Origin of the sequence: Acinetobacter sp. CIP-A165 (assembly GCF_000367985.1) — a bacterium.
Classification (GTDB): domain Bacteria; phylum Pseudomonadota; class Gammaproteobacteria; order Pseudomonadales; family Moraxellaceae; genus Acinetobacter.
The window spans coordinates 587,809-602,797 of record NZ_KB849201.1 but is presented as its reverse complement, the minus strand read 5'-3'; the positions used below and the strand labels follow the sequence as shown (position 1 = coordinate 602,797).

Below are 14,989 nucleotides of genomic sequence, written 5' to 3'. Positions count from 1 at the left end.
AGAGTATTTGATTAAATCAATCATGCTTTAGCCTAATTTAAATAATGGAAATGTTAGGAATTGACAATTTTTGTCAAGTAAACGGATTATAATATTAATTAAGGATTATATTTTGTTGTAAATGTGATTTTATTCACAATAATGATGTGGTTTTTTGGGGGTTTTGTATTGTAAATAAATGTAAAAGTGTTTTAATTAGAATTCTTAAATTAATAATTAAATAAACTAAAGTGTGTGCAAGTTTGGTAAGGGATAGAGAAAGTTATTCAGCTTTCTCTATCTGAGAGAAGGTGTTTAAACATAAACCAATTGGCTGTAAGCACAATATAAAATCATCAAAATAAGCAATGCCACCAACGGAGCAGCGATATAGGACCAAGTCGGTGTGAGCGGAGGAGTAGCTTCCAATACGGTATCATCATGCGCATTTGGTTGTGCTTGATGAACCAATTGATTAAATTCTTGCATGGTTGCTTCAAGAGAGATTTCTTCTTGTTCAACGGGCTTAGAGCCTAATAATTCGGTTAACTGATTGGTTGACCACACCCAGTCTTCGGCTTGTCCAGATAAGTGCTCAATTTGACCCAACAGTAACTCTGTTAAACCTGCTAAACCAAAACTTCCTGTTTGGTCTAATTGTTTTAATTCGGCGAATTGTAACGATAACACCTCAGTGAGACTGGTTTCTAATTCTGAGGCACTGAGCGTTGATTGGTTGTGCGCTGAGGTGGTCAGGTGTCGTGTGATTTCTTGGATATAAAGTGGATCAGAGTTTTGAACCTCCTGATACAGCTTTTGATGATTCTGTTTCCAAAGGCTAATCAATCGACCAAGCGCAAGCGCATTGATCTCGTCAATATGAAGTTGCTTTTCTTTTTGAGAATATTGATTAAAAAGTTGTGGTTTTTGAATTTTAATTTGTTCAGAAAAATATTGAACTAAGTCAAATGCCATCAGGGATATCCTCGTTTAATCTAGAATTCTAAGAGAAGGTTTCTTTTTACTTGGTTCAGTTTTTTGCTTTGTTTCATCTATTTGAGCTGTTGTGGTGACTTCAATATCAGTATATTCAGAAGGATCGAAAAATAAACCTTGTCCATTTTCTTTTGCATAGATACCCAATACAGCCTGGATGGGCACATAGATTTCTTTTGCTACGCCGCCAAATCGAGCAGAAAAACAAATCATTTCATTGCTGATGTTTAGCTGATGAACCGCATGTGGTGCAAGATTCAAAACAATTTGACCATCTTTGACAAATTGCAGCGGAACATCAGTATGGGGCTGTGTAGCATCGACCAGTAAATAAGGCGTCAGTTGATTATCGCAAATCCATTCATAAATGGCACGAGCAAGATATGGGCGTGTCGGTGTAAAAGTTATTTGCTCAGACATAATTGAAAAACTTATTAAATCGTAGAAATCAATTCATTGTAGCTGTTTTTTTCTTGGGCTGTCATTGATTTAGTGAACGATGGACGGCTAAAGATACGATGACAATACAAGAAAATAGGTCGGCAGTGCTGTGCAGGTAGTTCAATCCCCATACTTTTTAATCTCAGAAAAATCGGCGCGAGCATACAATCTAAGATAGAAAAGGTTTCAGACATAAAAAAGGGGTAATGTTGGAACAGCGGTGTTAGGGAAATAAGGGTATCTCTAAGTTCTTTTTGTGCTTTTTGCTTTTGCTTTGGGTCGAGTGTATCGCTATGTCTTAACATTTGATCAGCGAGCTTGAACCAGTCTTGTTCAAAACGCCAGATATATTGGCGCTGCTCGGCTCTCGTCATTGGGGCATCAGCATATAATTTGTTTTGACGGTAGCGATCATCTAAATATTCAGCAATTACATTTGGTGAAAATAATTTTAGATTTTGTTCGATCAGCATCGGGAGTTGATTGTATGGATTTAGATCTGCTAAATCTTCATCTTCATGGTCGGTTATGATTAGATGATATTTGATTTGCTTTTCTGCTAATAACAAGCGAATCCAGTGTGAACGGAAATCATCTGCATGACTATAAAGGGTAATGCCCTGAACTGGGGTATTCTCAACCGACGACATATTACAAAGCTAGAGATATAAACGGTTCAGCATACTAAAAAACCGCAGAAAAAGCATCCATGAAATATCATCGTGACTATAAATAAAAAAACCTCGGAGAAATCCGAGGTTTTTTGTCCAATTCGAAAAACGATTAACGTTTAGAGAATTGAGGACGCTTACGTGCTTTACGTAAACCAAGTTTCTTACGTTCAACTTCACGAGCATCACGAGTAACGAAACCAGCTTGACGAAGAGCAGGTTTTAGATCTTCATCAGCAGCAATCAATGCACGAGTAATACCGTGACGGATCGCGCCAGCTTGACCACCCATACCACCGCCTTTAACGGTGATATAAAGGTCAAATTTTTCAGTTACTTCTAAAAGCTCTAAAGGCTGACGCACAACCATACGAGCAGTTTCACGACCGAAATATTGCTCTAGAGTACGATTGTTAATTACGAGTTTGCCTGTACCAGCTGACAAGAAAACACGTGCAGTTGCGGTCTTACGGCGACCTGTACCATAATTAGTAGCCATGTGCTGTATCCCTTAGATGTCCAAAACTTGTGGCTGTTGAGCAGTATGAGGATGCTCAGTACCAGCGTACACTTTCATTTTTTTGATCATTGCATAACCAAGAGGACCTTTTGGTAACATACCTTTAACAGCTTTTTCTAAAACTGCTTCAGGTTTGTGAGCAATTAACTTCTCGAAGTTAGTCTCACGGATACCACCAGGGAAACCAGTATGGCGATAATATTTTTTATCAAGTGCTTTTTTACCAGTCACTTGAATTTGCTCAGCATTGATAATAACGATGTAATCACCAGTGTCAACGTGAGGAGTATAAGACGTTTTATGCTTACCGCGTAAACGACGAGCGATTTCAGTCGCAAGGCGACCTAAAGTTTTGCCAGAAGCATCAACAACATACCAGTCATGTTGAACTTCAGCAGGCTTAGCGCTGAGAGTTTTCATTAAACCACTACCTATTATAGTTGGTTTGGACGGTGGAATCTGTCCAAACAAAAGGAGACGGAATTTTACATGAATTTATAAACACGCACAACAATAATTCACTCAAGAGACTAGAATTTGCTGCAATGTGACTGATTTGGTCAATAACAGGACTTTAATTTTAAGCTCTATTATTTGCCTTGTGACAAATGTGGCTTTGCCCTATGATTTTATATTAATTAATTGAAATAAATAGAAGTATTAACCTCTTCTTTTGGGGAATTTGATGAAGTTGTCGTCTTCTACAAAAATGATTGTAGTTACAATATTAATCTGCGTTTGTTCAGCACAGACAAATGCGCGACGGCTTTATAAATGGGTAGATCAAGGCAGTGTCACCAATTATTCAGAATTTCAGCCTAGAGAGGGAACCAGTCGCAAGCTTGAGGTTTTGGAAAGTCGTGGCAATGGTTATGTCGACCCTGCGATGGCAGTCACTGCCGAAATGAAAGCAATCGAGATTCCTGTGGATCAGACGCATCTTCAATCACCCTCTACAGGCGTGGTCGCACCACCAACTCAGTCTCAACCAACAACCCAAACCATAGTGAAGCAAGGGATGCCGACAACGGCTTATTCACCTCCAACTTCTGTGATCGCCGTTACGCCGCCACTAGATAAAAAAGAAGCATCACCTGTCCAGCACGTTCAGATCGTTGAAAAGAAAGAGCTCACGCCCAATCCGCTGGTCGAGAAGCCAAGTAGCACGGTTCTTGTGACTGAGAAAAAGGTGGATTTAACTGAGGTTGTGCAAACAGAGAAAAAAACACCATCAAAAATTAACCCTTGGACCCGAACCCCACATTTTTCGCCTTCGAATTTAGTGCCGCAAAATTTACCTAAAAATACCAGCAGCGAATAATGTGTGGGAATTATAAAAAGGAAACGCTATAGCTGATTTTAGATTTTGGTTACACTAAGTAGAAATCATCAATGATTGGCGGTAAGTATGCTTCCTTTATATGTCACTTCTGGTGAACCAGCAGGCATTGGACCTGATATTTGTTTAGCTTTGGCAGAGCGAGTGGATGAGCGTCCGATTGTGGTCCTCGCGGATAGGGACATGTTGCAGCAGCGCGCTGATCAGTTGAAAATTTCTGTTGAATTAATCCCATATCAAGGGCAGCGTCAATCGAGTGAAACAGGACAGCTCTTTGTTGAGCATGTGCCTTTGACTGAGCCAGTTGAATTGGGACAATTAAATCCAGCACATGCTGCCTATGTATTGGAACAATTGCGCCGTTCCGCAGATTATGCAATGGCAGGCGCGAGTGTGGGCATTGCCACAGCACCCGTGCAGAAGTCTATTATTAATGATGCAGGTATTGCCTTTAGTGGTCATACTGAATATTACCAAGAGTTTGCAGGTGTTGATCGCGTCGTGATGATGCTCGCGACCAAAACATTACGCGTTGCCTTAGCTACCACGCATTTACCTTTACGGGATGTCCCAGATGCAATTACCAAAGAACGCTTGCATCAAGTGATTGATATTCTGATTCATGATTTAAAAACAAAATTTAAAATTGCAGCGCCGCGAATTTTAGTGTGTGGATTAAACCCTCATGCGGGTGAGGATGGTTATTTGGGACGAGAGGAGATTGAAGTCATCAATCCTGTGCTGGAAAGCTATCGTATACAAGGCATTGATATGAGTTTGAGTTTGCCCGCAGATACTTTATTCACCCCTGAAAATCTTAAAGATGCAGATGCTGTTTTGGCAATGTATCACGATCAAGGTTTACCTGTGTTAAAATCACAGGGCTTTGGTGAAGCGGTAAATATTACTTTAGGCTTGCCATTTATTCGAACCTCAGTCGATCATGGTACAGCTCTTTCTCTTGCAGGCACTGGGCAAGCAAAATCATCGAGTTTGCATGTAGCAGTCGATTTAGCCCTTGATTTAGCTCGAACCTCCCTTGCGAAGTTTTAGTCACTTCTTACCCTCCTCTATATCAACGAGGGGAGAATTAAGTTTGAAATATTGAGTATAAATATATGTATCAAATTAATGCCCTAAACCCTAAAGATGAAGGGCATCAGGCTCGAAAACGTTTTGGTCAGAACTTTTTACATGATCAACGTGTAATTGCCAAAATTGTACGCTCTGTAAATCCGCGTACGGGCGAAAATATTGTCGAAATTGGTCCTGGTTTGGCTGCATTGACCTCGCCTCTCATTGGTGAATGTGATGCTCTGACTGTCGTTGAGCTAGATCGCGACTTGGCAGCAGGCTTACCTGCGCGTGTACCACATCCTGAGCGTTTGACGATTATTGAAGCGGATGCATTGAAATACGATTTCTCTCAATTGTTTCAAGAAGGTCGTCCACTTCGTGTCGTGGGGAATTTGCCATATAACATTTCAACGCCTTTATTGTTCCATCTCTTGGAGTTTGGTAGCAAAGTCAAAGATATGCATTTTATGTTGCAAAAAGAGGTTGTGGATCGTATCACCGCTGTGCCAAATACCAAAGAATATGGTCGTTTGTCGGTGATGATTCAGTATTTTTGCAAACCGACATTTTTATTTGAAGTACCGCCAGGATCATTTAATCCACCGCCAAAAGTAACTTCTGCCGTATTCCGTTTGGAGCCTTATGAAACCAAGCCGATTGTGGCAAATAATGAAAAAGCTTTAGCAAGATTGGTCGGACATGTTTTTACGCAACGTCGTAAAACTTTGCGCAATAGCTTGAAAGGAATGTTAGCTGAAGATGGTTTTGAAAAAGCAGGTGTTGATCCGATGGCGCGTCCAGAAACGTTAAGCTTGGCTCAGTTCGTCGCGTTATCTGATCAAATGGTGTCTTAATGTCAAAGCGTTATAACTATGTCATTGGTGATGTGCAAGGTTGTTTCGAGGCACTTAAAGCATTATTGAAACAAATTCGTTTTGATCCCGATCAAGACTTTTTGTGGTTTGCTGGTGATTTAGTTGCGCGGGGTGAAAACTCGGTTGGCGCATTACGCTTTGTTAAAAAGCTCGCTGATCGGGGTGCTGCTGCAACTGTTTTAGGTAATCATGATTTGACCTTAATTGCTTGCGCACGCGGTTTTAAAAAAATCAAAGACAAAGATGGTACGCAAGATATCATTGATGCGATTGATGGTGATGAACTGATTGACTGGCTGCGTAAACAACCTTTATGTTTATTGCCAAATCAACACACGATTTTGACGCATGCAGGTGTTCCTTTGTTGTGGGATGCTCAGCAAACTGAACGCTATGCGCGTGAAGTACAAGACGTTGTTGGTCATGATGATTTAAGTGTGCTTGATCATTTTTTGGCAGAAATGTTTGGTACACAACCAGATGTTTGGTCTGAGGATTTAACAGGTATGGCGCGTCTGCGCTGTATTACCAATTATTTAACTCGCATGCGTTTGACTGATGTGGATGGTCATCTTGAGTTTAGTTTTAAAGATGGTTTAGACGCGCCGATGCCAGAAGGGTTTCTGCCTTGGTTTGATTTTGAAAGTCAGGCTGCACAAACACACCACATTCTTTTCGGACATTGGGCGGCTTTACACGGCAAAACCATAAGTTCAAAAATTCAGAGTGTTGACGGTGGTTGTGTTTGGGGGCAGCAATTGATTGCTTACCGTTTGGAGGATGAGCAACTTTTTGCAGTGGATAATCCATTGAACTAATAAAGTATTGAGTGTTTTTAAGCTCTGTCTCAGTTTGGGAGAGGGCTTTTTTATTTTAACACTGTCAAAAAACTGTCATCTATTGATCATTAAAGTGTCAAAAAAATTTTATAAGCTTAAAGCATGAAAATAACGACACAAATGGATGGCGATATGCAAAGTACATACGCGACATCTCTATTAAAGCAAGATCAGTTTCCCGAAAGTATAAAATTTTACTTTAAAAGGAAACAACTTAAAGATCAACAAAATGAATTATCTGAACTTCAAAATTTGGTTCGTCCTCGTTTAAGAATCGCAATTGTAACTGAAACATGGCCGCCAGAAATTAATGGCGTGGCTTTGTCGATGATGCAGTTATGCCAAGGTTTACAACGTCTAGGTCATAAGATTTTATTGGTTCGTCCTACACAGAAAGGCGTGTGTACAGAATTTCATCCTGATCAGGAATGCTTTGTTCTTGCACAACCCATCCCAAAGTACCCAAGCGTTCAATTTGGTTGGCCACAATATTTAAAGGTTTCAAAAGCATTTGAAAAATTTGCGCCAGATGTGGTGCATATCGTGACTGAGGGACCTTTAGGATTGACCGCTTTACAAGCCGCTAAATCTAAAAAAATCGCGGTATCAAGTGGATTTCATTCTGCATTTCATGACTTTAGTCGCTTCTTTGACTTGGCCTTTTTAGTAAAGCCGATTCAACGCTATTTAACGTGGTTCCATAACAGCACTGATGTGACTTGTGTGCCAAGTCAATATACCGAGCAAGCCTTACGTGGCTTTGGTGTGACCTGTCCCTTGGTGGTGGTTGGGCGCGGTGTGGATACTGCAAAATTCTCACCAAAACATCGTTCAGCACAATTACGCCAACAATGGGGTGCTGATGCTGATACGCGGGTGATGTTGTATGTGGGGCGCTTGTCGCCAGAAAAAGAAGTAGACGTATTGATTAAAAGTTTCCATGCGCTACAGGCACAGCAAGGCACAAATTTTAAGTTTGTGATCGTCGGTGATGGCCCTGATCGCGTGCGCTTAAGTAAATTAACTACCTCGCAAGATGTGATTTTTATGGGTAGCCTCAGTGGTCGTGAATTGTCGGCTGCATATGCAAGTGCGGATGTTTTTGCCTTTGCAAGCCAAGCCGATACCTTTGGCAATGTCGTACTCGAAGCGATTGCCAGTGGTTTAGCTGTCGTGGCTTATGATTACGTTTGCGCACATCAGCATGTCAAACAGGACATTACGGGATGGTTGAGTCCACTAGGGAACACAGCCGATTTAATTCAATCCATTTGCCATTTACCTGCGCTTCCGCAGTTGCGACAAATGGGCTTACTCGCCAGTGAAAGCGTACAACAATCGAGTTGGCAATTTCCTGTACAACAATTAGAACAAGCACTTTATCAGGTAGCGAAGGAGTCACCTATGCGCTCTACCTAAAGTATTCTCAAATAGGAGAAAATTATGAACTTTCAAAATGCAAAAATAAAAATGTTAGATCTTGATTTAAAAGGGTGTTTATACCTTAACCATCTCTCCCAGTCACAACGCATTGCCTTATTTTTTAAAACGATTAGTCGTTTGGGCGATGGTCCATTTTGGTATGTCATGTTGTTGTCTGTCTGGGCGATGCAAGGCATGGCTTACGGTCTGCAAATTCTGTATTTGATTGCAGCGGGTTTGCTTGGTACCGCAATTTATAAATTTTTAAAACATAAAACGACGCGTCCGAGACCTTATCAAGTCCATCAAGTCATTGTCTTGGGTGAGCGACCATTGGATCATTTTAGCTTTCCATCGGGGCATACCTTACATGCGGTCATGTTGACGATTACATTGGGTTATATTCAGCCGATTTTACTGATACTGATGCTACCATTTACCCTGCTTGTTGCATTGTCTCGGATGGTTCTAGGGCTGCATTATCCAAGTGATGTGATTGTGGGGGCGATGATTGGTGCGTCGGTTGCCAGTGCCATCATTTTACTCGCGCCAAGCTTTAATATCCTTTTATAGGCTTATAAGCGCTTGCGAGCGAATTTAGCAACAGAATACTACCGCTTAAATCCGATGATTTGTTAAAGTAGCACTAATCATATTTATTTACTTAGGTTGCTATATGGGCTTACGTTGGACAGATACCATGGATATCGCGATTGAATTGGTCGAAGCACATCCAGAGGTGGATCCGCAATGGATCCGTTTTACCGATCTTCATGCGTGGGTATGTGCTTTGCCTGACTTTAGTGATGACCCAACGAAATCAACAGAAGGTTTGCTTGAAGCGATTCAGATGGCATGGCTGGATGAGGTTCGTTAGAAATTCATCCGAAATCGTTGAACTTTTACAGATTCAAGCTGATTATTCATGATGACATCGGTATAATGCGGCAAATTTTTTAATGTTTAGACCATAATAGGAGCCAATCATGGCGATTGAACGTACGTTATCTATCGTAAAACCAGATGCAGTTGCTAAAAACCACATCGGCGACATCTTTGCTCGTTTCGAAAAGGCAGGTTTGAAAATTGTTGCAACTAAAATGAAACAACTTTCTCAAACTGATGCTGAAGGTTTTTATGCTGAGCACAAAGAACGTGGTTTCTTTGGTGACTTAGTTGCTTTCATGACTTCTGGTCCAGTCGTTGTTTCTGTTCTTGAAGGTGAAAATGCTGTTCTTGCTCACCGTGAAATTTTAGGTGCAACAAATCCTAAAGAAGCAGCGCCAGGTACAATCCGCGCTGATTTCGCTGTAAGCATCGATGAAAATGCTGCACACGGTTCTGACTCAGTTGCTTCTGCTGAGCGTGAAATCGCTTACTTCTTTGCTGATAACGAGATCTGCCCACGCACTCGTTAATCCAAAGTATTCAAGCCAGATAAGTGGTATACTACTTATCTGGTTTTTTATTTTTTATAGATTGTATTGTGCAAATAACGCACAGTGTTTTCTAGCGCTGATATTGTTTAGGTAAATTCACATGAGTTCTGCAGTCGTCGTTTCATCAGAAAATTCAGATGAAAAACAACAGTCATTCACTACGCCTGTCGTTCAAGCTGCCGACAATAAAGTAAATTTACTTGGCATGTCGCGAGTTGAACTCGAAAAATTCTTTGAAGACATGGGCGAAAAAAAGTTTCGTGCCGGTCAAATCATGAAGTGGATTCATCAATTTTTCGTGACTGATTTTGCTGAGATGACCAATATCTCAGGTAAATTGCGTGAAAAACTCGAAAAAATTTGTGAAATTAAAGCCCCGGAAGTGGTTCATCGTAACTATTCAAAAGATGGGACACGTAAGTGGGTGTTCCGAGTAGGAGAGGGTGAAGGATCGCTCGTTGAAACAGTCTTGATTCCTGCGGAAGATAAAACAGGCTCTCGTAAGACCTTATGTATTTCTTCTCAAGTGGGCTGTGCATTAGATTGTTCATTTTGTTCGACAGGTAAACAAGGTTTCCAACGTGATTTAACCCCTGCGGAAATCATTGGTCAGCTTTGGATGGCCAATTATTCCTATATGGAAGAAGTGCCTGTGGCAGAACGGGAACGTACTGTGACCAATGTGGTGATGATGGGCATGGGTGAGCCATTATTAAATTATGATGCGGTCCTCAGCTCAATGCGCTTGATGTTGGATGATTTTGCTTATGGCATGTCTAAACGTCGTGTGACTTTATCAACTTCTGGTGTTGTTCCTAAAATTGATCAGTTAATACAAGATATTGATGTGGCATTGGCGATCTCATTGCATGCGCCGAATGATGAGTTGCGCAATGAACTGGTGCCAATTAATAAAAAATACCCATTAGAACAATTGATTGCTGCGTGTCAGCGATATTTGGCCAAAGATGGCAATGAAAGTGCACGTAAGCATGTGACTATTGAGTATGTCATGCTTGAAGGGGTCAATGATCATCCAGAGCATGCACAACAACTGGTCAAGTTGTTAAAAAATTTACCGAGTAAAATTAACTTAATTCCATTTAATCCATTTCCGCATGCGCCTTATGGACGTTCTAGTCGTAATCGCATCATTGCTTTCCAAAAAACTTTGTCTGATGCAGGATTTGTGTGTACGATTCGTCAGACACGTGGTGATGATATAGATGCAGCGTGTGGACAATTGGTGGGACAAGTTGCTGACCGTACTCGTCGCGCCGAACAGTGGAAAAAGAAAGTGGCGCAACGACAAGAAATTTTGCGCACACAAGGATAATACTTGGGGATAAAGCGTTGAATACAACTCGACTAAAAACGATTATAGCGACAACAGTTGTACTTGCTGTGTGGGGTTTAACAGCTTGCCAAACCACATCATCGACCAAAAACCCTGAAAAGGCCGTGCAGGTTCGTAGCCAGTTAGCAGCAGAATATATTCGTAACGGTGATCTTGATGCTGCTAAACGCTCACTTGACCAAGCCTTAAAAATCAATTCCCGTGATGCAAATGCCAATATGATGATGGGCATTTTACTGCAACAAGAGGGCAGTAAGCTCAATATGGAAAAAGCGGACGCCTATTTTAAGCGCGCAATTTCTGCTGAACCGAACAATGCACAAGCTCGTAATAATTACGGTACATATTTGTATCAAATGCAGCGTTATAATGAAGCGATTGAGCAGTTCGCCCGTGCGGGTGCAACCTTAGGTTATGATCAACGCTCTCAGGCGTTGGAAAATTTAGGGCGGATCTATCTAATCATAGGTGATGTTGCGAATGCTGAAAAATCATTCAAACAGGCACTACAAGCAAATCGAAATGCAACCATTTCAATGTTAGAGTTGTCGGAAATTTTCTATTTGCAACAAAACAATAGAGACGCGTCACAACTATATGAACAATATGTTCGTAATGTGGGACAAAAAAACCAAGGTGCACGTGCGCTTTGGCTGGGTATACGCATAGCTCGAGCGAATGCGGATCAATTGGGAATGCAAGTGTTAGTCAATCAATTGCGTGCTTTGTTTCCAGAAAGTCTAGAATATCAACGTTATTTGCAATTACAGTACAGTACTGAGGCCGTATGGAAATAAATCCAAATTCACATCAGCCAACTGGCTCAAACTCTCCTTCGTCAACTTTGGGAAATATTCAACGACCTGGTGAGTATTTGCGTCAAATTCGTATTGCACAAAAGAAAGAACTTGAAGAGATTGCGCGTGAAATGAATATGCCCGTCAAAACCTTGACGGCATTAGAAAAAGACGATTATACCTCGTTGCCTGAAGCAACCTTCATCAAAGGTTATTATCGCGCTTATGCAAAGTACTTAAATGCAGATGCGAGCGCTATAATTCACCGTTTTGACGAAATCTATGTCAATGATACTGGGTTAAAAGCAAGCCATGCTTTGAATAACTCACCGATTAAAATCATGGGGAAGCTTTCAGGTTCAAACAGTGTCCGTAATCGTCAATGGTTAAAGCGTATTGCGATTCTGGTGATTGTCGGTTTGTTGGGTTGGTTAGCAGTTACTGCTGTGCAAAATTGGTCATCAAGCAGCAAAGATGATATCGATGTGCCAAAAATCACCAATTCAAATATTGAAATTCTTCCAATGGCGAATGCAGTTACAACATCAGGTGATCAGCTTGTATTGAATTTTAGCCGACCAACATCCGTGCATATTGTGGATTCAACCGCTAAAGTTTTGGCAACTGGTCGCCAAGCATCGACGCTTACGTTGACTGGTGAATCACCATTCCAAATCCGTTTGGATGATGCAACTGCTGTATCACTCAGCTTAAATCAAGAACAGATTTCCTTGCGTCCTTATACTGTAAATGGTAAAGCTGAATTCCGTTTGTCTCGCTAATGTTGAAAGGTAGAGCTATACGATGATCGTGAACCCAATTAAGCGCCGCCCAACACGTAAAATTCGTGTGGGATCGGTGTATGTCGGTGGTGATGCCCCGATTAGTGTTCAGAGTATGACCAATACTGAAACCTGTGATGTGGATGCGACTGTCGCGCAAATCGAGCGTTGTGCAGAAGCAGGTGCAGACATCATGCGTGTTTCTGTGCCCTCAATGGAAGCAGCAGAGGCGTTTGGTGCGATTCGTAAACGTGTTTCTGTGCCCTTAGTGGCAGATATTCACTTTGATCATCGTATTGCATTGGCTGTGGCGGATTATGGTGCAGATTGCTTGCGGATTAACCCTGGTAATATTGGCTCTGATCAGAAAGTACGTGAAGTCGTTGCTGCTGCCAAACATCATGATATTTCAATTCGTATTGGGGTAAATGCTGGTTCGCTAGAAAAAGATCTACAAGTGAAATATGGTGAACCAACAGGTCAAGCTTTGCTTGAATCTGCGATGCGTCATATTGATATCCTCGATCGTTTAAACTTTCATGAGTTTAAAATTAGTGTCAAAGCATCCAATGTGTTTTTAACCATGGATGCCTATCGTTTGTTGTCACAACAGATTGATAACCCATTGCATTTAGGCGTCACGGAAGCAGGGATTTATCGCACAGGTACAGTGAAATCAGCGATCGCACTTGGTGGATTACTGATGGAAGGTATTGGCGATACCATGCGAATTTCGCTCGCTGCTGAACCCGAAGATGAAATTAAAATTGGTTTTGATATTTTAAAATCTTTGGGTCTACGCTCAAATGGTATTAACTTTATTGCTTGCCCAAGTTGCTCACGTCAAGAATTCAACGTGATTCAAGTGATGCAAGCATTAGAAGAACGTTTAGAAGATATTCGTACACCGATGGACTTATCTGTGATCGGATGTAAAGTGAATGGTCCGGGTGAAGCCAAAGAAGCCGATATTGGTATCGTTGGTGCGTCGCCGCGTTCACTGGTCTATCGAAATGGTGAAAAAAGCCATTTAATTGACACCAATCAGTTGGTTGATGAAATAGAGACCATGGTTCGTCAGCGTGTTCAAGAGATTGAAGAAGCCAAATCTAAAGAAATTATTCGTACAAGTTTTTGAGTAGGTCATGAGTTCAATCGTCGCGATCAAAGGTTTTAATGACACCCTTCCAACGCAAACTGCGGCTTGGAGAAGTCTGGAACAACAACTTGCATCTTTAATGGATGCTTACGGCTATCAACAAATTCGTCTGCCTATCGTAGAGCAAACGGGTTTATTTAAGCGTGCTATTGGTGATGCAACCGATATTGTTGAAAAAGAAATGTATACCTTTTTCGACAAAGGAACACCGCCAGAATCACTAACTTTGCGTCCTGAAGGCACAGCGGGCTGTGTACGCGCAATGTTGGAACATAACTTATTGCGTGGTGCAACACCACGTGTTTGGTATGTTGGGCCAATGTTCCGCTATGAAAAACCGCAAAAAGGCCGTTATCGCCAGTTCCACCAGTTCGGTGTGGAAACCTTTGGTGTGGCAACTCCTGATATCGATGCTGAACTCATTTTAATGACTGCACGTCTGTGGAAGCGCATGGGTGTCGCAGACAAAGTCTGTTTAGAGCTCAATACTTTGGGTGAAACAGACGAACGAGCAGAGTATCGCGCAGCTTTGGTTGAGTTTTTGAATCAACATAAAGAAGCATTAGACGAAGATTCTCAACGTCGTCTCAGCACCAATCCATTGCGTATTTTGGACTCTAAGAGCGAATCAACGCAAAAGATTTTAGAAAACGCGCCTAAATTGCATGATTTCTTGAAAGAAGACTCCATCAATCACTTTGAACAATTGAAGCAGTACTTAACCGATGCTGGCATTGAATTTGTGATTAACCAAAAATTGGTGCGTGGCTTAGATTACTACAACAAGACAGTTTTCGAGTGGACGACAACGATGTTGGGGTCACAAGGGACAGTCTGTGCGGGTGGTCGTTACGATGGTTTGGTTGGGCAGTTAAAAGGTAAAGCGGATCAATCTGTACCTGCTGTCGGTTTCGCGATGGGAATGGAGCGTTTGTTGCTGTTGCTTGAGCAAGTAGAACAAGAGAAGGTTGTACGCGACTGTGAAGTGTTCTTATTGGCTGAGCCTGCTTATCAAGCCAAAGCATTGTTATTGGCTGAGCAAATTCGTGATCAACTCGAAGCTGCAAATAGTCCAATTCGCCTTAAAACAGGTTCTCAAGGCAGTATGAAAAGCCAAATGAAAAAGGCGGATCAGTCGGGTGCGATCTATGCGGTGATATTGGGTGAGCGCGAGTGGGAATCACAGCAGCTTTTGGTGAAGGAGCTTGCAACTGCAGAGCAGTCACAAGTTGCTATAGCGGCGCTGACCCCATTTTTTATCGAGAAATTTAAACAATAAAATATTTAGGAAAAGGA

The 14,989-nt window shown here is 41.5% G+C and carries 18 protein-coding genes; 13 read left to right on the top strand and 5 right to left on the bottom strand.

The window, feature by feature from the left end:
* Window positions 1–294: 294 nt before the first annotated feature.
* From F991_RS05540 to rplM, 5 genes are all read right to left on the bottom strand, one after another.
* Window positions 295–954 carry a hypothetical protein gene (locus F991_RS05540; protein WP_004669633.1) on the bottom strand — a complete coding sequence of 220 codons (660 nt, stop codon included), beginning with the start codon at window positions 952–954 and terminating at the stop codon, window positions 295–297.
* 15 nt (window positions 955–969) lie between these two features.
* The gene (locus F991_RS05535; RefSeq protein ID WP_004669632.1) at window positions 970–1,395 is read right to left on the bottom strand and encodes a ClpXP protease specificity-enhancing factor; all 426 of its coding nucleotides are present in this window, start codon (window positions 1,393–1,395) and stop codon (window positions 970–972) included.
* A gap of 14 nt (window positions 1,396–1,409) precedes the next feature.
* Window positions 1,410–2,066: a glutathione S-transferase N-terminal domain-containing protein gene (locus F991_RS05530; protein ID WP_004669630.1), complete on the bottom strand. Its 657-nt coding sequence runs from the start codon at window positions 2,064–2,066 to the stop codon at window positions 1,410–1,412.
* A 133-nt stretch (window positions 2,067–2,199) separates the two neighbouring features.
* Window positions 2,200–2,586 carry a 30S ribosomal protein S9 gene (gene rpsI / locus F991_RS05525; protein WP_004669628.1) on the bottom strand — a complete coding sequence of 129 codons (387 nt, stop codon included), beginning with the start codon at window positions 2,584–2,586 and terminating at the stop codon, window positions 2,200–2,202.
* Window positions 2,587–2,598: 12 nt separating this feature from the next.
* On the bottom strand, window positions 2,599–3,027 hold the full coding sequence (rplM, locus tag F991_RS05520; protein ID WP_004669626.1) for a 50S ribosomal protein L13: 429 nt from the start codon (window positions 3,025–3,027) through the stop codon (window positions 2,599–2,601).
* Window positions 3,028–3,292: 265 nt separating this feature from the next.
* On the opposite strand from rplM, the gene F991_RS05515 reads away from it, so the two are divergent.
* The 13 genes from F991_RS05515 to hisS all read left to right on the top strand — a co-directional run bounded on the left by F991_RS05515 (window position 3,293) and on the right by hisS (window position 14,972).
* Entirely contained in the window at window positions 3,293–3,928 is a 636-nt protein-coding gene (locus F991_RS05515; protein WP_004669624.1) for a hypothetical protein, read from the top strand.
* A gap of 87 nt (window positions 3,929–4,015) precedes the next feature.
* Window positions 4,016–4,999 carry a 4-hydroxythreonine-4-phosphate dehydrogenase PdxA gene (pdxA, locus tag F991_RS05510; RefSeq protein ID WP_004669622.1) on the top strand — a complete coding sequence of 328 codons (984 nt, stop codon included), beginning with the start codon at window positions 4,016–4,018 and terminating at the stop codon, window positions 4,997–4,999.
* 65 nt (window positions 5,000–5,064) lie between these two features.
* Window positions 5,065–5,877, top strand: a complete 813-nt coding sequence (rsmA, locus tag F991_RS05505) for a 16S rRNA (adenine(1518)-N(6)/adenine(1519)-N(6))-dimethyltransferase RsmA (RefSeq protein ID WP_004669620.1) — start codon at window positions 5,065–5,067, stop codon at window positions 5,875–5,877.
* Window positions 5,877–6,716, top strand: coding sequence for a symmetrical bis(5'-nucleosyl)-tetraphosphatase (locus tag F991_RS05500; protein ID WP_004669618.1), 840 nt, complete (start codon window positions 5,877–5,879; stop codon window positions 6,714–6,716). Before rsmA ends, F991_RS05500 begins: the two co-directional genes overlap by 1 nt.
* Window positions 6,717–6,869: 153 nt before the next feature.
* Complete coding sequence (locus tag F991_RS05495; protein ID WP_004669616.1) at window positions 6,870–8,156, top strand: glycosyltransferase family 4 protein; 1,287 nt, start codon at window positions 6,870–6,872, stop codon at window positions 8,154–8,156.
* Window positions 8,157–8,180: 24 nt separating this feature from the next.
* A complete protein-coding gene (locus F991_RS05490) occupies window positions 8,181–8,732 on the top strand; it encodes a phosphatase PAP2 family protein (RefSeq protein ID WP_004669614.1) in 552 nt (183 codons plus the stop codon).
* Window positions 8,733–8,835: 103 nt separating this feature from the next.
* Entirely contained in the window at window positions 8,836–9,036 is a 201-nt protein-coding gene (gene iscX / locus F991_RS05485) for a Fe-S cluster assembly protein IscX (protein WP_004669612.1), read from the top strand.
* A 109-nt stretch (window positions 9,037–9,145) separates the two neighbouring features.
* Complete coding sequence (ndk, locus tag F991_RS05480) at window positions 9,146–9,577, top strand: nucleoside-diphosphate kinase (protein WP_004669610.1); 432 nt, start codon at window positions 9,146–9,148, stop codon at window positions 9,575–9,577.
* Window positions 9,578–9,698: 121 nt separating this feature from the next.
* The gene (gene rlmN, locus F991_RS05475; RefSeq protein ID WP_004669609.1) at window positions 9,699–10,934 is read left to right on the top strand and encodes a dual-specificity RNA methyltransferase RlmN; all 1,236 of its coding nucleotides are present in this window, start codon (window positions 9,699–9,701) and stop codon (window positions 10,932–10,934) included.
* Between the two features lie 17 nt (window positions 10,935–10,951).
* Window positions 10,952–11,752 (top strand): type IV pilus biogenesis/stability protein PilW, encoded by an 801-nt coding sequence (pilW, locus tag F991_RS05470; RefSeq protein ID WP_004669607.1) that lies wholly within the window; start codon window positions 10,952–10,954, stop codon window positions 11,750–11,752.
* Window positions 11,743–12,534: a helix-turn-helix domain-containing protein gene (locus tag F991_RS05465; RefSeq protein WP_004669606.1), complete on the top strand. Its 792-nt coding sequence runs from the start codon at window positions 11,743–11,745 to the stop codon at window positions 12,532–12,534. The genes pilW and F991_RS05465 overlap by 10 nt, the downstream gene beginning before the upstream one ends.
* 22 nt (window positions 12,535–12,556) lie before the next feature.
* The gene (ispG, locus tag F991_RS05460) at window positions 12,557–13,672 is read left to right on the top strand and encodes a flavodoxin-dependent (E)-4-hydroxy-3-methylbut-2-enyl-diphosphate synthase (protein WP_004669604.1); all 1,116 of its coding nucleotides are present in this window, start codon (window positions 12,557–12,559) and stop codon (window positions 13,670–13,672) included.
* Window positions 13,673–13,679: 7 nt separating this feature from the next.
* Window positions 13,680–14,972, top strand: a complete 1,293-nt coding sequence (gene hisS, locus F991_RS05455; RefSeq protein WP_004669603.1) for a histidine--tRNA ligase — start codon at window positions 13,680–13,682, stop codon at window positions 14,970–14,972.
* The last annotated feature ends 17 nt before the right edge of the window (window positions 14,973–14,989 follow it).